At 62.2% G+C, this 19,977-nt stretch carries 26 protein-coding genes; all 26 read right to left on the bottom strand.

Annotation, left to right across the window (positions count from 1 at the left end):
- Positions 1–298: 298 nt before the first annotated feature.
- Positions 299–1,465 (bottom strand): vWA domain-containing protein, encoded by a 1,167-nt coding sequence (locus tag AC3WQZ_RS05310; protein WP_454751110.1) that lies wholly within the window; start codon positions 1,463–1,465, stop codon positions 299–301.
- A gap of 7 nt (positions 1,466–1,472) precedes the next feature.
- Complete coding sequence (locus tag AC3WQZ_RS05315) at positions 1,473–2,390, bottom strand: hypothetical protein (RefSeq protein ID WP_454751111.1); 918 nt, start codon at positions 2,388–2,390, stop codon at positions 1,473–1,475.
- Between the two features lie 109 nt (positions 2,391–2,499).
- A complete protein-coding gene (locus tag AC3WQZ_RS05320; RefSeq protein WP_454751112.1) occupies positions 2,500–3,525 on the bottom strand; it encodes an ATP-binding protein in 1,026 nt (341 codons plus the stop codon).
- Between the two features lie 268 nt (positions 3,526–3,793).
- On the bottom strand, positions 3,794–5,353 hold the full coding sequence (locus AC3WQZ_RS05325; RefSeq protein WP_454751113.1) for a hypothetical protein: 1,560 nt from the start codon (positions 5,351–5,353) through the stop codon (positions 3,794–3,796).
- Positions 5,354–5,422: 69 nt separating this feature from the next.
- A complete protein-coding gene (locus tag AC3WQZ_RS05330; RefSeq protein ID WP_454751114.1) occupies positions 5,423–5,815 on the bottom strand; it encodes a hypothetical protein in 393 nt (130 codons plus the stop codon).
- A 263-nt stretch (positions 5,816–6,078) separates the two neighbouring features.
- A complete protein-coding gene (locus AC3WQZ_RS05335; protein WP_454751115.1) occupies positions 6,079–6,549 on the bottom strand; it encodes a hypothetical protein in 471 nt (156 codons plus the stop codon).
- 9 nt (positions 6,550–6,558) lie between these two features.
- Complete coding sequence (locus tag AC3WQZ_RS05340) at positions 6,559–6,939, bottom strand: hypothetical protein (protein ID WP_454751116.1); 381 nt, start codon at positions 6,937–6,939, stop codon at positions 6,559–6,561.
- Positions 6,940–7,119: 180 nt separating this feature from the next.
- Entirely contained in the window at positions 7,120–7,524 is a 405-nt protein-coding gene (locus tag AC3WQZ_RS05345; protein WP_454751117.1) for a hypothetical protein, read from the bottom strand.
- Positions 7,525–7,609: 85 nt separating this feature from the next.
- The gene (locus AC3WQZ_RS05350; protein ID WP_454751118.1) at positions 7,610–8,083 is read right to left on the bottom strand and encodes an outer membrane lipoprotein; all 474 of its coding nucleotides are present in this window, start codon (positions 8,081–8,083) and stop codon (positions 7,610–7,612) included.
- 159 nt (positions 8,084–8,242) lie between these two features.
- Positions 8,243–8,968, bottom strand: coding sequence for a hypothetical protein (locus AC3WQZ_RS05355; RefSeq protein WP_454751119.1), 726 nt, complete (start codon positions 8,966–8,968; stop codon positions 8,243–8,245).
- A 166-nt stretch (positions 8,969–9,134) separates the two neighbouring features.
- Positions 9,135–9,935 carry a PRTRC system ThiF family protein gene (locus AC3WQZ_RS05360; protein ID WP_454751120.1) on the bottom strand — a complete coding sequence of 267 codons (801 nt, stop codon included), beginning with the start codon at positions 9,933–9,935 and terminating at the stop codon, positions 9,135–9,137.
- A complete protein-coding gene (locus AC3WQZ_RS05365) occupies positions 9,932–10,573 on the bottom strand; it encodes a PRTRC system protein A (protein ID WP_454751121.1) in 642 nt (213 codons plus the stop codon). The genes AC3WQZ_RS05360 and AC3WQZ_RS05365 overlap by 4 nt, the downstream gene beginning before the upstream one ends.
- A 2-nt stretch (positions 10,574–10,575) precedes the next feature.
- Positions 10,576–11,298, bottom strand: a complete 723-nt coding sequence (locus AC3WQZ_RS05370; RefSeq protein WP_454751122.1) for a PRTRC system protein B — start codon at positions 11,296–11,298, stop codon at positions 10,576–10,578.
- Positions 11,299–11,307: 9 nt separating this feature from the next.
- Entirely contained in the window at positions 11,308–12,450 is a 1,143-nt protein-coding gene (locus AC3WQZ_RS05375; protein ID WP_454751123.1) for a PRTRC system protein F, read from the bottom strand.
- A gap of 93 nt (positions 12,451–12,543) precedes the next feature.
- Positions 12,544–12,768, bottom strand: a complete 225-nt coding sequence (locus AC3WQZ_RS05380; protein ID WP_316157447.1) for a PRTRC system protein C — start codon at positions 12,766–12,768, stop codon at positions 12,544–12,546.
- An 11-nt stretch (positions 12,769–12,779) separates the two neighbouring features.
- The gene (locus AC3WQZ_RS05385) at positions 12,780–13,226 is read right to left on the bottom strand and encodes a PRTRC system protein E (RefSeq protein WP_454751124.1); all 447 of its coding nucleotides are present in this window, start codon (positions 13,224–13,226) and stop codon (positions 12,780–12,782) included.
- A 62-nt stretch (positions 13,227–13,288) separates the two neighbouring features.
- The gene (locus AC3WQZ_RS05390) at positions 13,289–14,956 is read right to left on the bottom strand and encodes a PRTRC system ParB family protein (RefSeq protein WP_454751125.1); all 1,668 of its coding nucleotides are present in this window, start codon (positions 14,954–14,956) and stop codon (positions 13,289–13,291) included.
- A gap of 386 nt (positions 14,957–15,342) precedes the next feature.
- Positions 15,343–15,660, bottom strand: a complete 318-nt coding sequence (locus tag AC3WQZ_RS05395; protein ID WP_454749257.1) for a DUF5983 family protein — start codon at positions 15,658–15,660, stop codon at positions 15,343–15,345.
- Positions 15,641–15,871 (bottom strand): ParB N-terminal domain-containing protein, encoded by a 231-nt coding sequence (locus tag AC3WQZ_RS05400; RefSeq protein WP_492300143.1) that lies wholly within the window; start codon positions 15,869–15,871, stop codon positions 15,641–15,643. The genes AC3WQZ_RS05395 and AC3WQZ_RS05400 overlap by 20 nt, the downstream gene beginning before the upstream one ends.
- 384 nt (positions 15,872–16,255) lie before the next feature.
- On the bottom strand, positions 16,256–16,540 hold the full coding sequence (locus tag AC3WQZ_RS05405) for a hypothetical protein (RefSeq protein WP_454749147.1): 285 nt from the start codon (positions 16,538–16,540) through the stop codon (positions 16,256–16,258).
- 59 nt (positions 16,541–16,599) lie between these two features.
- Positions 16,600–17,412 carry a DNA methyltransferase family protein gene (locus AC3WQZ_RS05410; RefSeq protein WP_454749148.1) on the bottom strand — a complete coding sequence of 271 codons (813 nt, stop codon included), beginning with the start codon at positions 17,410–17,412 and terminating at the stop codon, positions 16,600–16,602.
- Between the two features lie 124 nt (positions 17,413–17,536).
- Entirely contained in the window at positions 17,537–18,304 is a 768-nt protein-coding gene (locus tag AC3WQZ_RS05415; RefSeq protein WP_454749149.1) for a hypothetical protein, read from the bottom strand.
- A gap of 28 nt (positions 18,305–18,332) precedes the next feature.
- A complete protein-coding gene (locus AC3WQZ_RS05420; protein ID WP_454749150.1) occupies positions 18,333–18,818 on the bottom strand; it encodes a hypothetical protein in 486 nt (161 codons plus the stop codon).
- An 86-nt stretch (positions 18,819–18,904) separates the two neighbouring features.
- Complete coding sequence (locus AC3WQZ_RS05425) at positions 18,905–19,267, bottom strand: type II toxin-antitoxin system PemK/MazF family toxin (RefSeq protein WP_454749151.1); 363 nt, start codon at positions 19,265–19,267, stop codon at positions 18,905–18,907.
- The gene (locus AC3WQZ_RS05430) at positions 19,267–19,626 is read right to left on the bottom strand and encodes an AbrB/MazE/SpoVT family DNA-binding domain-containing protein (protein WP_454749152.1); all 360 of its coding nucleotides are present in this window, start codon (positions 19,624–19,626) and stop codon (positions 19,267–19,269) included. Before AC3WQZ_RS05430 ends, AC3WQZ_RS05425 begins: the two co-directional genes overlap by 1 nt.
- Positions 19,627–19,707: 81 nt before the next feature.
- Positions 19,708–19,917: a hypothetical protein gene (locus AC3WQZ_RS05435; protein ID WP_454749153.1), complete on the bottom strand. Its 210-nt coding sequence runs from the start codon at positions 19,915–19,917 to the stop codon at positions 19,708–19,710.
- Positions 19,918–19,977: the final 60 nt, after the last annotated feature.

Raw genomic sequence — 19,977 nt, forward strand, 5'->3', positions numbered from 1 at the left:
CCCATGCCGGCAACTCGCGTGCTGCCTTTGGCAACGGCCCAGCCGCTCACTGCGACTGACACCTGCCGTTGTTTCGGCTACGCGGACAGTCCGACCACATGCTTCGGATTGAGCAATGCTTGCTGACATAGGAATCCAAAAAGAAACGCCCCGGGGTGCGCCGGGGCTGGAGCCTGCTACGACCACTTCGGTACCCACGATCGGCACGTCCGTGGCTCGCTTGAGGGGTTACAGGAATGGACAGATCAGTGGTGACTTCGTTCCGCAGAAAGTGCCCCGGCCGTAGCCAGGGCTCGCGTCAAACGATCACCTCTAGGCATTCACCGAAAGGTGGTGCGGCGATGCGATCCAGCGGCGTGACTGAAGCCCAGAGGGCTGGATAGCTAGGCGCCGCGGCAGGGAATGCACCGTACAGGTCGGTGAGGTAGACGAGGAAGGCTGGCTCGATACCCTCATGCTCCAGCCACGCGAAGGGCGGCTTGAAACTGGTCCCCCCGCCGCCCTTCAGCCGCTGCAGGTCAACCACCTCGTCGCGCTCAAAGACCTGTACCTGCGTGACCCGCGTATCGCAATCGATGACGATAAGCCGGGCCGGCTGCAGGTGTTGGTGCACCGCAATAATCTCCGCCGCAAACTGCCGCTGCGTCTCGTCGAAGACCGAGCCGCTGGAGTCGCGCACGAACACCGCGTCTCCCACCGCTTCGGAATGCAACGACGGCAGATAGAGGCCCAAGTGGGCGTAGCGACGGTTGGGCACTTTCCAGCTGTAGTCCGACCGGGCCGCCTGGGCGGCGAAGCGGTGCAACACCGCTCGCCAGTCGACAGACGGCCGAAGCGCGGCTTCCACCAGGTGCTCAAGGTCGCCAGGCAGCGCGCCGCGCATCTTGGCCGCTTTCGCAGCCTGATTCACGGCTACGCGCCATTCGCCCTCCACCGTCGGCCGGTCGGCGCCCGTGTATTGCCGCACCTCGCCACAGCCTGTCGAAGGTGGTGCTGGCTGCTGACCACCGGCTTGCGGTGACGGCTCAGTTCCCGAGCCGCTGCCAGCCTCGGCATCCGGCTGCTGCGACGATTCTTCCTGCCGCAGCATCGCGTAGATTTCCTCTGCCGACTTGCCCAGGTATCGCCCGTCTAGCAAGACGCCCTGAGGCAGCTTGAACTGGGCGTTGAGCACCAGCGGGTTCACCGCATAGTCACACGCGCGGTTCCACCGCTCCTGATCCCGCGCCCCCATGCGCCAACAATGGCCATTGGCCACGTGGAGCACTTCGTGCGCGAGCACGCCCCGCAGTTCGAGGTCATCGAGCGTCTCGACATACGCCGGGTTGTAGCCCAGGCGCACGCCATCGACCCACAAGCTCTCGCACGCCGGATCCTCAACGAGGGCCAAGCGCAGGGCCAGCGCACCGAAGAATGGTTGCGATAGCACCAGCGCCGCGCGCTGCTTCACGATTCGCGCATGCATGGCAACCTCACGCGGCAAGCAATTGCAGCATGGGCATGTCGCCCTGCTCGCGCGTCAGCGCCGGCGGCGGGCCGCCCATGAATGCGGCCATCTGCGCTTCGATTTCCATCGCGCGCTCAGCCACGTTCAGCCGCAGCAGCGGGTCATCCTTGAGCTGTGCCCCGGTGTAGCAAGCAAGCTGGTCCTGGGTCGTGGCGAGGATGTCCGCGAGCACGGGGTCTTCAGAGAAGTTTAGCCTCGGCAGCAGCGCACTGAGTTCACGCAACTTGTCGGCCACGTCAAGCCGCACATTGCCTTCCCCATACAGGCGGTTGGCGAAGTGCTGCACGGCTTCGTACAGACGGCCCACCAGGTCATTGTTGGCCGTTTTCACAGCGCCCATGACTCGCGCGTCCATCTCGTCGCGGAGGCCTTGCAGCACGTCGGGCGGCAGATCGATGCCGAACTGGCTAGCATCGGGGAAAGGCAGCACGGAGAAGCGGATACCGAACTTCTTACGCAGCTCTGCCTCGGTCGGATAATCCGCCTCGTCGAAGAGACCGTTGAGCGCGACCCGTGCTTCGTCCTTCAGGCGCGGATAGTCGGCCAGGAACTGCGCCTTGGCGCCGTCGAACTCATCGCGCAGCGCGCGCAGCTTCTCCGCGACCTCCATGTAGACGGTCGTGGGCAGCAGACGCACGCCCAGCTGGTCGTAGTCCAGCGAGTGGCTATCGAACAGCGAGCGCGCACGATTGCCAATGGCGCAGACCTCCTTGTAGGACGTTGCACCGTCGGTCAGCAGCCGCTTGTTGAAGCGACCGATGTCCTTGGCTTCGTGCTTGGCCTCCACCTCCTGCGTAGCACGGGTATCGAAGCGACGTGCGCGCCAGACGGAGATGTTGAGGGTCGACAGCATGACGCGGGACGTCAGGTTGGTAATGTTCATGATGAATCCTCACAGAAATGTGCCGCAAAGCGGCAGCGGAAAGGAAAAAGGCCGACTCGGGTAGACCCGAGCCGGCCGGCAGATGTGTTGCTGTTGCAGAAAGGCGGCTTTACTGGCCGCGGATGTGAGTCCCGATCGGGCCGCCCTGCGCCACGATGAATGCAGGGGTGCTGGCGATCGACGCATCGCGCTCCACGGCGTCTCGCACAAGGAGCACGGCGAACTCGCCGAGCCCCGCTTCGTGGAGCCGGTTCGCATAGACCATCACGCGATCGAAGTTGTTGGCGTTGGCCAGGCGCGCGAGCGCCGTGGCAATGCCGTACTGCACCGCGACATCGGTCGGGATCGGTGCGGAGGCGGGCGCCGCAAGTACGCCATCCGGAGACGGCATCTGGCGAAAGAGGCGCTTGAACGAGACAAACTCCGTCGCAGCGCCCTCCCCGACAGCGCCGGCGAAGGCCACATGCTCGAGTTCGGCAGGCACCACCTTCGACAGCTTGCCGACCATCCCCCAGCTTCGGGGGCTGGGAAGGTTCTCGATCTCGCGAGTCCGGTCTTCGGACAGCAGCAGATCGGGCTTAAACCGCAAGAACGCGATCAGCTCCGGCGGCTGGTTCGTTGCCACCGCCCAGCGCGTCCAGTCCTCGATCGACGTTATCAGCTCCACAATCGTCGCGAAGCGTGACTTCAGCGGGTCGAGGATGTTGGAGACGCCGGCATTGTCGACGCGGCGGTTAGTTGCAGCAATGAAGGTCACATGTGGCGGCAGTGCGTGCTCGCCGATCCGGCGGGCCAGCAGCAGCTGCATCTTGGCCGCCTGGACGGCTGGCGTGGCCTGGCCCAGGTCGTCGATAAACCAGACCAGCGGACGCCGAGCACCCAGCGCGCGCTCCAGATCCCCGAAGGGCAGGAACCGGGCGTGAGCGCCGTCGGACGACGGGAAGGGCAAGCCCTTCGAATCGGTCGGATCTTCGACCACAGGATGAGAGATGAGCAGCTCATGGCCAGCGTCCGCGGCGGCCTGAGCGACGATATCGCTCTTGCCGATGCCAGGCGCACCAGTCACGAGGACGGGCAGCGTGGCCGGAATGCAAGCAGCAAGTAGCTTCTGCAGTTGGGAGGGATTGAGTTCCATGGGATTCCTTAGGGGGATCCCACAGGCCGTCCCCCACAGGGAGCGGTCCCTGTGGGGAGGTTCAAGAGATGGCCGGCAGGCCGGCGTTGGGGTCGATGCGTCCAGGACGCGGGTGAAACTGTGTTTGGACTGATCCGGATCAGTGCGAACACAGCTCGCGATGGAGAGAGGCTAACTTACGACGTGACATTCGGTGCCGCTGAAAACTCGCACCTTTGCTATGTGTTTCAAGGAAATCCCCCGGCCGGTTGGCCAGGGGTAAGTTCATTCAGGCTGCGAGCGCCCTGGGCGTGCCGGCCTGCGCCAGCTTTGCCCTGGCATAGGCCAGCGTGCCATCCTTGGCGCGCAGGCGTCGGGACATGCTGCGGTGCGGATCGCGGATGCGATATTCGCGCGCGCGACCGCGCGGCACATCGACGATCTCCGAGAAGCCCTCGGCAATGCAGAAGTCCACGTACTCGCGGCCATTGAGTACCTTCCCGCTCTCAAGCCGCCAGTTCGACGCCTCAGCCCGCTTGCGGGCATCCTCGAAATCCTGCAACGCCAGCCGGCTAGCTTTCGCGGCCGCCGCCTGCTGCTCCCAGCGCTGTTGCTCCGCCGCTGAGAAGCCGCACATCTCAAAGATGCGCTGGCGACGAACCGCCGCGGTGCATTGCAGCAGGTCGACGTCGAGCTCTTCGCGCAAGGCGCGCTTGGAGTCGACATTCCAGTCCTTCGGATTGTCGAAGATATGCAAAAGCGTGGCCACGTCCCGTTGAAGGACCCCCAGTGCGACCTTGTTGGGCCAGTCGAAGCCGGTCGCCACACGGGCATGCACTGCCCGCCTGGCAATGTCGTCAAAATGCCGCTGGCTGATCTCCAACGCTTCGCGCTGCGCCTTCGCCTTATCCATCGTCGCATGGAACTGCCGCAGCGTGATGAGGTGATGAATCCGCGAGGCAAGCGCAGAGACGGGCGCTGCGGCCTGCCCCTCCGCCGGGCGCGCCACAGGGGTGGGCCGTGGTGCAAGTACGCCAGCCTCGTACAGGGCGTCGTCCACGTGCACATCGGTGCCGTCGGCAGGGACGCGTCGAACGATCGCCAGGAGCTTCGGCGCGTTCTGCGGCGTGATTGCGATCTTCTCGAGTCGCAGGAGACGGCAGAGAGCCTGCAGGTGATGGGCCGGCAGCGCGCCACGCAGTGCAGGCACAGCGATCAGCGGCTCCAGCCAGTCCAGGTCCGACCGCCCGAAACGCGGATTGTCGCGGTACGTGTTCAGCACACAATCACGAAGCTTTTCGCCTCGCAAGAGCGCGTACGCGACATGCACTTCATGACGGGCGTTCGGGATCTGAGCTGGGTCGTACAACGGCCCGTTGGTGCCATAGCCAAAGCGCCGGACAAATTCGGACTGCATATATTGCGCAATGTCGAAGGGCCCCGACTCCTCGAAGAGATCCGCCGTCTGGAACAGCGGTCCGGCCGCGCCTGGTGACAAGTCGATGGCTTCCTCCGGGAAGTAGGCCAAGCGGCCCGCCGCCAGTATGGCACCCCAGGATGCACGACTCATTTCCTGCGGACGCAGGACCTTTCCGCCCACACGTACGATGAAGCGATCCACCTCATCGATGACCCGCGCGAGAATCGAACGGGCGCTTCCGCCAGGACGAACGCCGAACCTGCCATGCGGCAAGCGTACAACAGGAATATCTCCTGCTTCGACGGGCCGCACCGCGATCTCTTCGAAGCGCGGCTGGGCCGTCTCGCCTCGGTCGTCGTTGAGCAGATGCAGCACGCCGGCGAGCGTCGTGCGAGTTTCGGCACGCTGGCCGAGTGTGATGACATACATGAAGTGCTCCAGGACGGAGCGCGCCCCTTCGGGGACGTGCCCCGAAAGGGTTGGAAATGGGATGTAGCGCTAAGCGAAGGCGGCCATGCGCGAGGTCGGACGGGACCGGCTGGCGACAATCCGGGCAGCCGCAACCTGCGACAGCAGCTCGGGACACGTGATGCGCCAGATAGAGCCGCCCTGGTCGCAGCCTGCGGTACTGCGGCCAGTGTCAGCGAACTTGCCGGTGGCAAGCAACGTCGCTTTCAGGTCCGCGGGGAGGTTCCAGTCGGCCGCCACGCAGAATTCGCCGGCGAGCAATGGCGCCTCAGGCAAGTTCACGCTGAGCGAGGCATAGGGCATGCCATCGTCAGCGCAGACCAGCTGGAGTGCCGGACGCAGGTTCGAGTCATAGAGGCCGACGCGCAACAGCACGCCGGCAGGATAGCTGGCCGAGCCAGCGCCATAGACGATGTCGTTCATTGGGGATACTCCTGTGAGAGGGAGCCGCCCCATCGGGGCGACGCCCGTGTGGGTCCGGAAATGAAAACGCAATCCTTATGTGGAGTGCGTTCATGCGGTGAGCCGATTGGATCGGCGCTTGCGGACTTGCGACCGCAGATGGCTGGGCGTGGACGAAACTGCGCTTAGTCCTTGTGTACACGACGACCGTTTCGGTCTGCCCAGAGCAGGAAGGCCAAGATGGCACCGCCGAGAATCCATACAAAAAGGCCGAGAGTCATCACTCAGTCTCCTTTGGAAAGAACTGCGCCTACGAGAAATAGTGCAGCGCCGACACCGACGAGGCTCAGAACGTCGGTTAGGGCGATCAGCGTCCATACGTTGCTAGACCCCACGTAGACGCTGGCGCCGAGGAGCGCAGCGGCTGACAGCGTGTGTGCAAAGCGGCCAGACTGCTGCCGCTGACTCCTGGTTGGCGCCGTAACAGCCTTCCAGGCTTGCTCCAGTCGCCTTTGTCGATGCCGACGCGAGCGGTCAAGCTGGTAAGCACCATCTCCAACCGGCTGCAGCGGATAGCGATACCCGTCCTCATCGGCAACGAGGGCATGCCCATCACCTGCAGCCCTGGCTCGCTGTACATGCTCAAGCAATTGTGAGGGCAGCGTCACGAGCTCAGACATCGGCTCGAACTGCGCCTGAACGTTGATTTCCTCGCCTGCCGTTGATGTGAATGAGACCTTGATAAGCGTCGTCATGATGATCCCTCAACTGCGCCGACCAGCAACCACGCGAAGCGTGGTCAGCAGATTTGTATAGCCCTCATCGGTGCAGAGTGAAGGCAAATGGATGGCGTTGTTGCGGCCACCGCTGAGGTCATTGCGACCGCGGCACGTCCGGTAGGACATACGAATGCCTTCGGCGCCTGGCGGATACTGGATCTCGAGCAGCAACGATTCCGTCTGAAGCGCGAACACGGCCACCTCGCGCCGGCGTTGACGATGCTCACGGATCGTGTAATCGCGTGAGCGCAAGGCCATGTCACCGGCAAAGCGGCGCAGCATGCGGCATGCGTCGCGACGCAGCGCCTGGCATGCTGCCGGAGTGCCGGGAGCGTGGGGAAGAAGAAAAGACTTGGGAAGCTTCATGGATATCCTCGAATCAGATGGAGACATCCCCTCCCTTGTCGGGATGAGTGTCCCGCAATGGGTTGGTCCGGAGTTGCCGGACAGTGGGTCGATGCGTCGATAACGCGGGTGAAAGCGACTTGCCGAACCCCGAGGGGTTGGGCAAGCCCTCTCGGGCTTGCGAAGGGATAGGCCTGGATATCAGGCAATATCGAACATCTTGCTGATCGCGCGGACAGTGTCCCAGGCTTGGCGCTCGGACAGCATCTTGCCGACCAACAGTTTCTGGGCAGTGGTGACCAGGTTGGACGCATCGCCGGTGTAACCGACGCGATCAACGAAGACCGCCCACCCCTCCGACCAGCCGCGATGCACGGAGACGGCAAGCCGTTCACGTGCACCGAACTGGGGCCACTGACGGGACGACTTCGGACCGTACAAGGCTTCGTTGTCGTCATCCATGAAGTTGGCAGCGTTGAGCCATTCCGGCTCGAGCCCAGCACTGCGCAGTTGCCGACGGATGTTATCCGCGACTTCAAAGATGTATTTCCCTTTCGTTTCGATTGGGGTAATGGTGATGGGGGATGCTTCTGCAACGTCGAACATGGTGAACTCCAGGTCGCGACAGACCCCCCGCGCGGGAGGCCCGCGTGGGGAAGGTGAAAGAGACGAGGCTCCGGACTGGAGCCTGTTAGCGAGTCAAGCGATAGCCACCGGCACTCGAGACGAGGTACAGCTGCTCGCCAGTGACGAACTGCTGATCGGCATCCTGGGTGACGACGATTTGCCGGCCGTTGTCCGTGCGGACAATGACCTCAACGCCGTTGCGGCGGCCCAGATGGTTGGCTGCCGTTTGCGCGATCACCGCGGAGACGGTGCCCGATAAGGCGCCAGCCAGGTAACGACCGTTGCCGTTGCCAATGACGCGAGCGCCAAGCACGGCGCCGACAACGGCGCCGAGAACACCAGGCACACCAGTCTTCGCCGACATCAATCCGTCGCTGTCAACGATCGTGACCGGACGCACCCGGACGACGGTGACAGCTTCGGCGCTACCACGGCGTAGCGCTTCGGAACCCCGATAGGTGTTCGGCGAAGTCGGCTGTGCAGCGCAGCCGGTGAAAATGGCGCAGCAAAGGCAAAGCAGGAAGAATCGCTTGAACATGATGGCCTCAAGGAAAAAGGGCCAACATGCCCACGGGCAGGAAGGCCCGTAGGAGAGAGAAGAGATGTCCGGCTATACAACCGGAAGGGGTCGATGCGTCTGAGACGCGGTAGGTGACGCAATGGTAGCAGGCTCGGCGGAGAATGTGGAGAGGTCCGGCTACACCACACCGCCGAGCTCACGAGCGAGACCATCCAGCACGGCCTCTGCAAATATCTCGCGCGAGAGCCTCGATGGCTCGCCGCCGTCTTCTGCTGCGACGAGCGACAACACAGCGTCCACGACGTTGAGCCACGGTCCACGGTGCACGCGCACGGCATCGCCATCCGGAATGTGTGTTGCGTGCTGCGCGCGCGACGCTGTCGCCTCGAAGCCGGATAGATCGAACTTGGGCCGCCCGTCCCTGCGCTCTTCGCAGAAGCTTGCCAGCAGAAGTTCAGCGTAGTGTTCCACCGCCTGGCCATTCGACCGTGCCAGTCCCTGAATCCATGCGTGCACACCCGGTCGCAGACGGAGTTGCAGGTAGCTACCGGAGAGCCAGATCCCGTTGCTCGCATCGTCCCTAGTCTCCGCGAACTGCCAACACCAGCTATCGCCGATTGCGTAGAGGTGCTGTTCCTTGCCGTCCACCACGGCGATCGAGGGACGAAACCATTCAACGTGCTGATTTTCGTCGAAGAGGAACGCCTGCCGGCGCTCCACGTAGACAAGGTTCGGCATGACCGCACACAGTCCGTCGCCGTCTTCGCGTGTGAACACAGGGACCGGAAAGCCGTTCCACATCGTGCCGTTCCAGTAGGCGCCGACCGCGGTGTTGTCCGGCAGCCAGCTCCCGGTCACAAAGATGCGATGATAAGCGCGCGGCGTGTTGGAAGAATTGCTCATGAAGTGCTCCAAGGTAAGAGATGGAGCACGCCCGCAGGGCTAGTGCCCCAACGGGTTGATGAAGGTGGTTCGCGCCAGCGGCGCGGATATTACGGTCAAACGGGCCCCGGATTAATGCAACCCGAACTCGCCAAAGGGAAAAGCCATCCCCAACAACGCGGAGGGCTCAACCGGCTTGGCGCGGGACGGGTTTCGCACGCCGCTTCGGCTCGGGGAGGTGATACCCGAATCGTTCCCAAGCCTGGGGATCCACTGGCAGCGTATTCGTGCGACCCACCGCCAGATTCACGAACGCGCCGCAGTACTGCAGGGTGCCCGTGCGAAACAGCGTCCACAGCAGGTTGTACGCTTGCACCGCCATCGCCTGGTTGATGACCAGCGACTGCTTGCTAAGTGCTTCGGCCATGGAGCACGACGGAGCCGTGTCCTTCTTGTCCCCTTTCGGGTCCAACAGCTCCGGAAAGAGATCGCCCACGTGAGGCAGTCGCTCAGCGGCCTTGCCGCGAACCTGACCGAGGATGACCTGGCCACTGTCCGAATCGTTGCCGCAGTCAAGATAGTAGCCACCGGTCCCCCGGCTGATCGCGCCCAGGATGGCCTTACGAGCCTGCCGTGTGTCGACGCAGCCGACCACCATGTCGCAGGTAAAGCGATCCCGGCTACCAACGCGACAGACGCGCGCTTCCCAGCGCGTGCCCATCAGATTGTTGAGCCGGTTGACCAGCAAAGTCGCCTTGGGCTGACCGACGTCCACGGGATAGAAGCCCTGGCGGCCGACATTGGTCTCGCTGACCGTATCGTCATCGTAGACCGTGCACTCGATGCCACCGGGGTGGCCCAGCTCAAGCATGGCGTGATGCAGCCGCGCCAGATTGGGTAGCAAGGCGCTGCCAGTACCGCCGGCACCGACGACGACAACATTCCAGGCGCGTCGGGTCATGATCTCGGGAATACGATGCTCGATCATTCCACGACCTCCAAGGATGCAGCCGCATACCACTCTGCTGGCACAGTCTCGATGTCCTCGAAGATTCCCTTGGCACAAAGCCGGAGGGCCATGGACGGCACCGGCGCGGCGCAGTTTCCCAACACGAACGCAAACTTCACGTCGTGCTGATCGTCTTCATCGTCTATAGGCGAGAAGAATGCAGGTGATCTGCCATGCGAATGGCAGTCCACCACCAGCATGTCATCGTCTGCCAACGCTGGCCGGTCATACTTCAGGTGACCAGCACTATGCTCGAGGATCTGCACCGGGACCAGCCTGAAGGCATGGTTCGAGGTATTCCACACCAGCCATGCACCCGTTTCCTTCGGATAGGCGGCGCGCGCCATTTCGGCAAATTTGCCGATCAATTGTGCGGGAATGCGGCCGCACAGGAGATCCGTCTCTTCGCCCGCGTTGCCATACGGGATGGCCGTGCGATGCTGAAAGCCGCCAAGCCGGCGAACAACCCTTAGCCAGGGGCGCGTGATCTCGAGGAAAACACCGTTGGCTGCGATGAGCAGCCGCTCCCCCGCCCGGGTCATGGGTTCGAGCTTGGAAAGGCGCGGCATCATGATGGACGGGAAGGATTGTTGCAGGGTCACATCAGCAGGATGCATGATCAATGGTCCAGTTTGCCGGCGATCAGATCGGCCAGCGTACGTTTCATGGGGATGAGAACCTGCCTCGGGTAGTCCGGAAACTGCCCGCCGAGCATGTCTTTCCAGAAGGCGTAGGCGCCGCGCTTGTACTTCACGCGCTGGCCGCCGTGGTTGGGATGGGTGAATGCCGAGTTGAAGAACCCGGATTCCCATCCTGCAACAGATGCGACGTCGATCTGCTTGGGCACATGTGCGCTCCCAATGCAGATCTTCCCGTTGTCCCACGTGTTGAAGTAAGGCGGCTCGTAAAGCACCGTTGCCGGCACCGGCCGCTCCTGCCCGGGCAGTGCGAAGACACGGAACCCCGTGTGCGACGCCTGGAAGACGAGGGGCGGGTGCGGCACCACGGCGCTGCACTCGCCAAGCTCTTTGCAGTTGAAGAAGACGCGTCGACGGTCTGCCGGACACCACCACGTCACTGCGGCGGGGCTGATCGACAGCACATTGGGCGTCAGGAACTCGCCCTTTGGCAACGAGGCCTCGGCGACCTGGCGCACCGCTTGAATCAGCGCCAGCCGATTGAGCGGCGTGCCGGCCCCGATCACGGGGCGGCCGGTGTTTCCGTCCGGTTCGATTCGATGCGCGGTGGCATACGAAAAGTCTCCGACAGCGCGGCCATAAAGCAATATGGCCCCTTGCAGCGCCACGTCATGCGACCGCGACGCGGTCAGGATCTCGGCCATGAGGCCCTCCTATGAAGAAATGAGTGTGAGCACGCCGTCAAGCGCGCCGATGATTTGCAGCATGTCTGCCAGATCGCAGAACTGCTGGCGGATCGCCGCGGCGTCGTCTGCAAGAGGAATGAAGCATTGGAACATCGTGGCGTCGCCAGCGTTGTTCAGGCATTCGTAGTGGTCGTCCAGGATCTCCGACACATGGTCACTGGGACGATAGGCGATGGTCGCGGCCGAATAGGCCGGCTCTGCGCATTGGGCGCCGGCAATGGCTGACCGCTCCCCCACCCTCGCCAGCAACAGCCGAAGGTCGGCGAGCGCCGTACAAAGCTCGCCCAGCCACCCACTATGCATGCGCGCCAGGGCACGCAAGTTGCGCGGTCCCAGCTCACGCAGATGCGCGGAAGCCGCGTCGACGTGCGCATACCGTGGCAGGGTGTCGTCAGGTGCAAGCTCGGCGCGCACCACCGACGGCAGATAGCGCTCGATGTCGGCATCCTCGCCGCCGAAGTTCTCCTTGAGGAACTCCCGGGCGTTCTCGTCGTCGGCCAGGGTCGCGTCGTAATCCCAATGCCAGCGGGCGAACTGGTCCAGCAGTATGTCAGGCGTACGGACGAACAGCGACTTGCCGCACGCGGCATTGATCAGGTTCATTGCCGTGAAGAGCAACGACGGGTGGGCCGCACGAATGGCTTGCGCCCGCGCTTCCCCGATCGCATACACCTCCTCGCCGGGAAGTTCGATGGCCAGGTAGAGCGGCGCTTCCAGCCCGTCTTCCCAGCCGAACTGCATGACCTGGTCCATGGCAGCGCCGCGATCGATCAGCGTCACGCCGAACTGCAATCGCTGACACGTTGGGATTCGCTTCCCCAGCCATGCGAACATGGCCTGTGCGAGAGCATCCCCCGCACTGGTCGGGTTCGACACATCGCTGGCTCTTAGCGTGCCGGCCGCAAACTGCGCCAGCACCAGATCCGCAACCTCCAGCTCATCGCCATAGGTGAGACGCGCAGTGGCAGGTACAGAGTCTGGAAGCTTCGGCAGCGTCAGAAAATCATGGGCAGGTCGACGTTCGGCAGTGGGATGCTTTCGGTGTGACGTCCATGCGGGTTGCTGTCCCGGATGGACGTCAGGAACAAACGACCGAGGATCGAACAACATTGTTGAGTCTCCTCAGAATGTAAAAAAACCGCCCTTTCGAGCGGCTCCCTGGTGATGGAGGCAAACTGTCCCGTGGACAGTGCCTTCATGAGGTCAGATTTGCGCATCGGCGCCCTTCGCGCCGGCAGCGCGGACGAAGGTGTAGCGCGCGACTTCCCCCTTGTGCTCCGGGCCATCCACCGCGGCGGTGGTCAGCTCGGGGTACTGGGCGGAATAGACGTCGCGCACCTGCTGGGGCGTGAACTGCGGACCGGGGTCCATCAGCGTCATGCCGTTATAGGAGAACTCGCGCGTGAGCTTCTTGACTTCGAGTGCCATGCCAGTCTCCTTTACAGCAGCGATGCGAGGTCGGTGCCGGTCGTCTTGGCCGCGCCGTCGTCAGCTTTCGCCGCTTCCTGCGCGCCAGCACTGCCTTCCGGCTTGTCGTCGTCATCGTCCTCCTCGGACGTTTCCGATGCGGTCGGCGCCGCCGCCTTGGTCAGGGCCTTCGTGGCTTTGGTCGACTGCGAGGTCTTGGCCGCCTCCAGGATGGACCTGGTTGCCTCGGCCTGCTCAGCCAGCGACTGACGCGCAGCGCTGACACCAGCAATCGCCGCGGCGAAACCTTCATCAAGCTCCGCCGGCGTCGCCGACAGCGCCAAGGGCGTGCTCAGCGCAGCATCCGCAGCGTCCTTGACAACGGGCACGACAACGACAGACATGGTGTCGCCTTGCATGGTGAGCGTGACGACGACCTTTTCGCTCGCGCGAACGAGCGCAGCCAATTCAGTGAACATAGTGAGTCCTTGGGAAATGAATGAGGCGGAGGACGCCTTGGTGCCTCCGATTGGAAAGAAGATTAGTAGCCGAGAACCTTCGGCACCTTGCCGGTATAGTCGAAGCCGTCGACGGCTAGAAGGCCGGCAACGACCTCAGCCTTGGATTTGCCAAACAGCTTGGCAAAGCCGTCTCCCAGCACCTTGCGGATGCCAAGTTCGTCAGCCAGGACCTTCATCTCGGACTTGGTCAGCATCTCCAGGAAGTCCTGCGATTTCTGCAGGTTCCAGTGATTGCGCAGGTCGAGCTTGTGGTACCGGCACAGTTCCCGGAGGTTGTTCACCTCCATGCCGCCAATTGCCGCCACCGTCATGCCGATCGTCAACTGCTGGCGACGGCCCTCGTCCATGCCATGCACAGCCGTGATACAGCCTTGCAGGGTCGAGGACGACTTCTGCTCGGTGAGCTTTTCGAAGAACTTGCCCATCACGTCGCCGTCAATATTGCGCGAAAGACCGTTCATGGCGATTGCGAGCAGGTAGGCGTTGGCTTGCTCGGCACTCTGCGCGACTTCTTTGCGCAGCGCCTTGCGCCAGAGCTCGGTGCGGTACTGCTTCACCTTCTCCGACTCGCTAATCACCGTGACCGGCTTCTCGGCAGTAGCGGACGATTTTTCGCCCTTCGTTGCCGCCGCTGGCTTGTCAGCGGTCTGCTTTGCAGCAGGCGCCTTGGCCGCATCACGCTCCGCCTTGATTCGGGCAGCCACCTTCTTCTGGTTGCATGCCGTGTCGAAGCACTGGCCGCTGTAGACCTTGCCCATGGAATCCGGCAGACCGCTGACCGCGGCACCGAAGTTCTGGCAGGCATGGCAAGCTTTGGCCTGCTCCTCACCGACCCCGGTTGGACCATCCACCTTCAGCTGAATGCGGGTATGGTTGTCGCCGGACCGGATGATGCGCACGATCGGATACTCTTCCTTGAGCCCGTAGACGATGCCGTCGAGCTTGCGGTCGGTCTTCTCGGCGTAGCAGGCTTTGTTGGTGCAGTTGCCGGTCGCGATCGCCTCGCCAAACATCTCCGTTTGCAACGAGGAGTTGTGCGGGCACGTGGCGCAGTCGGTCTTGTCGAAGATGGCCACTTCCAGGCTGCACGCAGCCGCCTCGATCGTTTTCTTCAACTCCGACACCGCCTTTTTCTCGCTGATGATGACCGGCAGGAGCTTGTCCTGCTTGTCCTTGGCGAGTGTGGCGAGCAACTCGGCGTGGCCGAGTTGAATCTTGCGCTCATTCAGTGCCGCCTGAACATCCGGGCTGCAATTCATGAGAGCAAGGCGCTTATCCAGCGTCGCGCGGGACCAGCCCAGGAGCCTGGCGGCTTCCTCGCGATCACCTTTGCAATGGCCGACGATCTTCGAGGCGGCAACGGCCTCTTCAGACGGCGACATGTTCGCGCGCTGGACGTTCTCGATGAGCGCCGCTCGGTCGGCCTCGTCGTCGGTCATTACCTTGACGAGGGCGGGAATTACCCAGTCGATGCCGTGGGCCTCCACGGCACCGCGGTAGCGACGCTCGCCTGCGATGAGCTCGAACTCGAACTCGTCGTCTTCGATCGGACGAAGCAGGATGGGCTGGTAGACACCGGAAGTCCGGATGGACTCGGTGAGTTCAGCCATTTCGACCGGATCGAAGTACATGCGCGGATTGCGGCCAGTACGGATCTTGCGAAGGGCAACAGCAGATGGATATTGCATTGTGGGTTCTCCGGAGAGCAATGGGGAACCCGTTGCCGCACCGGGAACGTGGTTCCCGGTGGGATGGAATGGATGGACTGGCCCGGCTAAGCGGGCGGGCACCGTACTGCAGAAGCTGGCACCTTGCGGTGCGGGGTCGATGCGTCTGGGACGCGGAAAGTGATGTGAGGATAGCCAATATTGGCTTGCGTAGCAAGATCCCGCAATTTGGTTGCTGCCACGTGGCGGACAGCCAGACACAGACCAGGTTCGTATGGAATGCGGCCTTGAGGAAAACGTCAAAGTTTTGGTGACAGCTGGCGGCCGCTTGCCGCGCCTACATGGCTTCTGCGCCTTACAGCACGAACATGCATTGGCACCTCAATTCTTCCCATGGCGCGAAACGGCTACGACCACTCATACCGCGGCAAAACCTCTATCTCGTCGGCCCTCACATCGAAATGCAGCAACGTGATGCCAAGTGACATCGCGTATTGCATTACCTTCTCCAGGTCCTCTGGTATTGCATAGTGCCTAGCAGAAGGTGCGTAGACGTTAATGACCTCCACAAAATAGCTCGCAAAGTTATTAGCCAAAACGGGCTCTTGACCAAAGCAGCAAAAAGTCTCTTCCGATAGGTGGAAGGCGGAAAGCGTCAAGTAGTAGTCAACCGGCAATTTTTTCATTGTGATTCCCAATCGTAATTCAGCGGAAAGCCAAGCCATTGGCCTCCGCGACGCCACGGTAGCGCTGCTCCCCAGCGACGAGCTCGAAATCGAACTCATCGTCCTCGATGGGGCGATGTAGGATGGGTTGATAGACACCGGAAGCCCGGATGGACTCGGTGATTCCAGCCATTTCAACCGAATCAAAGTACGTGCGCGGATTGCGAGCCGTACGGATCTTGCGAAGGGCGACAGCAGTTGGGTATAGCATTGTGGGTTCTCCGAAGAGGAATGGGGAACCCGTTGCCGCACCGGGAACGTGGTTCCCGGTGGGATGGAATGGATGGACTGGCCCGGCTAAGCGGGAGGCCACCGTACTGCAGAAGCTGGCACCTTGCGGTGCGGGGTCGATGCGTCTGGGACGCGGAAAGTGGTAAGAGGATATCCGAAGTCAGCCCTCCGGATCAAATAGCCCGGCGCTCGCCCGACCTGGTGACCGTAGTCGACGGATTGGCTCCTAGTCTAGTTGTTTCAACAAAATGCCCTCTGGAAAGGAGGGCGGGGAGCAAGTCCGAGAGCGTTTTCCGTAGCGGGGAATGCGGAAACCCTCATATGGGGCGAACAGCTTTCGCTGTCGCCCAAAAGCTCGCCAATTTCATACGCCTTTCGCCTCATATTGACTCGGTCGAGCCGGTACGACCGAAGGCCCGGCCGCGCGCGACTGGGTGCACTGCGGCACAGCCGCCGGCGCATGCTCCAGAAAGCCCCGAGCGAACTGCGGCTCGCCGCTGGCGCGCTTCACCAGCCTGACGAGCTGCCCAAGCGCAGCGATCGGATCCTCCTGCACAAGGTAGGCCTCCAGATCCAGCCGGCCGGTGCCCGCATAGCGAAAGCCGCAGCCGCTGACCTTCCAGCGACACGACTCGGCGGTCCAACACATGGTTGACCACCATCGCCTCGGTGAATCCGCACTCGAAACCGAGTATGATTCGACGCCCGTCATGGGATGCGTACCCGTTTCTGCGAGGTTACAGGCCGCCTGATCGCCGGACCGTGGTCGTCCAGCAGCTGGTGGGCCAGCTTCGGTTCGCCGTATCGCCGCTCGTCCCACTCCAGCTCGAGCTTCGGCAGTGGCGTCGAAAGATCCTGCACCGGCTGGCGCAGAATTGCTCCTCGCAAGCGATAGCGAGCGAAAACGGCGATGGAGGTGTGCACTTCGGCCCCTTCCTCCCGAAACGCGTTCGCGGGTAGGTCGAAGATTCCAACCACGCGGCGCGCGGCATCGCTATATGGTTCGCCATGTGCGATCCGCCCATTGGCAAACTTGTCGACAAACGTGGTCGGCAGCAAGGCGACCACGACCTGTGAAGCCTCGAGCGCCTGGGCCAGCGCGTACTCATGGCTCAACGCGCTGGTGCTGGGCCCAAACCGGCCCCATGTCGTGCAGTCGTAGGGCTGTAGGTGAGGCGATTCGAGGTGAGTCGAGAACGGCGGATTGATCAGCGCAATATCGAACCTGCGTGGGTGGATCTCCTCCATCCCCGCGTGCCGGAAGCTGCCATCGAAGCCTGCGGTCTCGATTGCCTGTTGGACTGCCGCAATCGTTGGTTCGTGCACGTCCACACCAAACAGGCTGTACCTTGCCGGGTCTGCAAACTGCAGCAGACGGCCGGAACCGACGGAATTGTCCAGGACGGACACCTTTCGGTTCGACCGCCAGGCTGCTACCACATCCCACTTCAGGCGCGCGATCGCATCCGGTGTAAAGAACTGCGAAAGATGGCGCTGGCGGGCCGCATGCAACTCGCCCACATGCAATCTTTTCGGCTTGCGAGCCGAGGCTTACGACGGCCCGCAAGGGCTCGTACCAACTTGTCATAGGGGTATCCTCCCCGTCGGTGACGGGGCATAGAGTCGATCGGGATGAACCGTCTGCTCAGTCCGTCTCTTGCATAAACGCAGCACCATACTCGCCGACGAACAGCATCAGATCATCAGCAACCTGGTGCGAGAATTTGAACTCCCAAGCGTCTTTGAAGAAAACGATATCGAGCCCGGGATGGTGTTGCTTGTCACGGTAGCTGTATTCGATGTTATGGACGTTAATGCGCAGCAGGCCGCTGGCCAACGCGGGCTGGCCGGCTTTACCTGCAAAGGCGGCGAGGCCCTCCAGGCATTCCGCAGCATTCTGGTAGCTGTAGTAGCTCACCTTCCGTGTTGATCGGCCAAAGCAACCCTCCGATGTCACGCGCAAGCGCAGAACCACGGCAGACGCGGTTCGTTGAACCACACTGCGACGGTTGAGCCAGAAGCCTCGGATAATGCGCTGGGCAGCCTGCTGGTATGCCAGATCCCTGCCGCTATCACCGCCATAGTGCCGCTGAAGCGATGACCACAGTCGGTCAATGTCGGGGATATTGCCGGTCCTCAGCGCCTCCCGAATATCCAGCCCCGCGCGTTCGTGCTCCTTGGTGTCGTCGATGTCCAGACGAGTTCCTGCAGGTGCGAACTCGCGGCGAGCGCGGTTGACCACATTGGCGGCGAGCGACGAGCAAAACCGCTCAAGCTCCCTGGCCGTTCTATACTCCGAACGAATCTCCGCAGCGTGGCTGTGTCCGGGGACGCCTTCCAGGCTTTCGCGCTCGAAGCTCGCAGCCGAGCGATAGGCAGCGCACGCCGCCTGCAGAGCTGACGAAGCGCTCAATAATCTCGTTGTACATGCGGCCTCCAGATCAATGCAGGGAGATCGCCGGACCAGCAGGTAAAGGCGAGAAGCCCATCGCCCACCAAGCCGAGGCAGGATGATCGGGGAAATCCGGAATCGTGCTGCTGCGAAACACAGGCGGTACGTCAGCCATGTCGACGGTGCCGGCAGCGACCTCGTCGCGCCACTGCGCTTGCAGGCGCAGCCACGTGAGTTCCGCCAGCGCTACCGCATCCCAGCGCGCCGGGATCCTGGCCTCGTCAAAGAGTCCGGCGCCCGCGGCAGTCATGATGGCCACCACTTCATGATAGCGGCCGAAGTCGTGCGCGTATCCACGGCGCTCAAACGTGAGTGCGACCGGGTCCGGATTGCCAAAGATGCGCCTCAGTTGCCGGATGAAGACAGCGCGCTCCTGGCGCGATCGCACTTCATAGTCGGCTTGGCCGAGCTGGGCGCACGATTCCTCGGCGGGAACAGGCCCGACTTCAATGATGATGGTGTTGAGTTTGAACACGGCGTTACCTTGTAAAAGGGAACGCCCCCACCGGGGCGTTCCCCGATGGGTGATAGAGGCCCGATCGATGCGATCGGGACGGTGCCTTAGTGGGCGACGGCGATGATCTGGTTCAGCTGCTCACATGCAGCAGCGAAGACCTCGGAGGGAGCTTGCTTCCACGGGTGTGCCTTCGCACCTCGCGCACGCCAGTCGAAGGACTTTGGCTGGTGGGCCAGCACATAGCTCACTTTGCCCTTAGGCCCCTCGAAACCGATCGCAAATGGATTCGTTTCGTTGTAGGCCGCAGTGGTCATTGGTAGTCCGATGACAATGCCGGTTCGTTCGTTGAACGCCTGAGGAGAGAGGACAAGCAACGGATGCATGTCTTTCATCTCCCTCCCTGCCTGCGGATTGCAGTCTATCCAGATGATGTCACGGCGCTCTGGTATCCAGAGCTTCCGCGCCATTACATCGCCTCCGCGCCGACCGGCGATGTAGGCATTGCCTCCCCGCCATGCTTCGCGGGATCGAACATTGCCAGCTTTTCCGCAAGGGTCAGGCTGCGCTGGCCGACGGGCTTTACAGTGACGCCAACGTCATCCACAACCACTTCAACGGCAAGACCCTCCGTGAAATGCGCAGCCCGCGCCACATTCGTTGGAATGCGCACTGCGAGGCTGTTGCCCCATTTCTGGATCGTGAGCGTTGCGGACTTGGACATGGAAACCACCTGACGAAATGTAGAAACAAGTTTATACTCGTCCGAGCCATGTTTCAACACGTCTCTACTCTGTCGCCGATGGCTGGAGAAGGGATTGGACATCATACGTTTCCTGGCAAGGCGGGGAAACGTCCCACCGGGGAACGATTCCCCGGTGGGTAGTAGGTTGGCCGCTGGCCAGGAAGGTCAGCCGGCTGTCTCAGGTATCCGGTCGAGATTCAGCAATTTCGCGAGAAGCCAGCTGATCAGAACCAGGAACTCGATTTCAGCAACGATGTGCAATTGCATTGCTGCAAGGCGATCGTCACCGGTGGTCACAACGAAGTACAGCGCCGCGAACAGATTGATGACGGTCGCAAGGACAGCCAGCGCGCTGATACGGGAAGAGATACGCATGGAAAGGCTCCGGAAATGGAGCCTTCCCCATTGGGAAAAGCCCCAATGGGTGGAAAAACA

It is taken from the genome of Cupriavidus sp. FW305-26, from assembly GCF_058787975.1.

Bases quoted from the DNA above. Each gene is read 5' to 3' on its own strand.
- AC3WQZ_RS05390 (WP_454751125.1), bottom strand. From the start codon at position 14,956: ATGCAATATCCATCTGCTGTTGCCCTTCGCAAGATCCGTACTGGCCGC.
- AC3WQZ_RS05330 (WP_454751114.1), bottom strand. From the start codon at position 5,815: ATGAACGACATCGTCTATGGCGCTGGCTCGGCCAGCTATCCTGCCGGC.
- AC3WQZ_RS05380 (WP_316157447.1), bottom strand. From the start codon at position 12,768: ATGGCACTCGAAGTCAAGAAGCTCACGCGCGAGTTCTCCTATAACGGC.
- AC3WQZ_RS05375 (WP_454751123.1), bottom strand. From the start codon at position 12,450: ATGTTGTTCGATCCTCGGTCGTTTGTTCCTGACGTCCATCCGGGACAG.
- AC3WQZ_RS05320 (WP_454751112.1), bottom strand. From the start codon at position 3,525: ATGGAACTCAATCCCTCCCAACTGCAGAAGCTACTTGCTGCTTGCATT.
- AC3WQZ_RS05400 (WP_492300143.1), bottom strand. From the start codon at position 15,871: ATGCTATACCCAACTGCTGTCGCCCTTCGCAAGATCCGTACGGCTCGC.
- AC3WQZ_RS05345 (WP_454751117.1), bottom strand. From the start codon at position 7,524: ATGTTCGACGTTGCAGAAGCATCCCCCATCACCATTACCCCAATCGAA.
- AC3WQZ_RS05310 (WP_454751110.1), bottom strand. From the start codon at position 1,465: ATGCATGCGCGAATCGTGAAGCAGCGCGCGGCGCTGGTGCTATCGCAA.
- AC3WQZ_RS05315 (WP_454751111.1), bottom strand. From the start codon at position 2,390: ATGAACATTACCAACCTGACGTCCCGCGTCATGCTGTCGACCCTCAAC.
- AC3WQZ_RS05360 (WP_454751120.1), bottom strand. From the start codon at position 9,935: ATGATCGAGCATCGTATTCCCGAGATCATGACCCGACGCGCCTGGAAT.
- AC3WQZ_RS05355 (WP_454751119.1), bottom strand. From the start codon at position 8,968: ATGAGCAATTCTTCCAACACGCCGCGCGCTTATCATCGCATCTTTGTG.
- AC3WQZ_RS05365 (WP_454751121.1), bottom strand. From the start codon at position 10,573: ATGCATCCTGCTGATGTGACCCTGCAACAATCCTTCCCGTCCATCATG.
- AC3WQZ_RS05405 (WP_454749147.1), bottom strand. From the start codon at position 16,540: ATGTGTTGGACCGCCGAGTCGTGTCGCTGGAAGGTCAGCGGCTGCGGC.
- AC3WQZ_RS05325 (WP_454751113.1), bottom strand. From the start codon at position 5,353: ATGTATGTCATCACACTCGGCCAGCGTGCCGAAACTCGCACGACGCTC.
- AC3WQZ_RS05435 (WP_454749153.1), bottom strand. From the start codon at position 19,917: ATGCGTATCTCTTCCCGTATCAGCGCGCTGGCTGTCCTTGCGACCGTC.
- AC3WQZ_RS05350 (WP_454751118.1), bottom strand. From the start codon at position 8,083: ATGTTCAAGCGATTCTTCCTGCTTTGCCTTTGCTGCGCCATTTTCACC.
- AC3WQZ_RS05430 (WP_454749152.1), bottom strand. From the start codon at position 19,626: ATGATGTCCAATCCCTTCTCCAGCCATCGGCGACAGAGTAGAGACGTG.
- AC3WQZ_RS05395 (WP_454749257.1), bottom strand. From the start codon at position 15,660: ATGGCTTGGCTTTCCGCTGAATTACGATTGGGAATCACAATGAAAAAA.
- AC3WQZ_RS05385 (WP_454751124.1), bottom strand. From the start codon at position 13,226: ATGTTCACTGAATTGGCTGCGCTCGTTCGCGCGAGCGAAAAGGTCGTC.
- AC3WQZ_RS05370 (WP_454751122.1), bottom strand. From the start codon at position 11,298: ATGGCCGAGATCCTGACCGCGTCGCGGTCGCATGACGTGGCGCTGCAA.
- AC3WQZ_RS05335 (WP_454751115.1), bottom strand. From the start codon at position 6,549: ATGACGACGCTTATCAAGGTCTCATTCACATCAACGGCAGGCGAGGAA.
- AC3WQZ_RS05340 (WP_454751116.1), bottom strand. From the start codon at position 6,939: ATGAAGCTTCCCAAGTCTTTTCTTCTTCCCCACGCTCCCGGCACTCCG.
- AC3WQZ_RS05425 (WP_454749151.1), bottom strand. From the start codon at position 19,267: ATGGCGCGGAAGCTCTGGATACCAGAGCGCCGTGACATCATCTGGATA.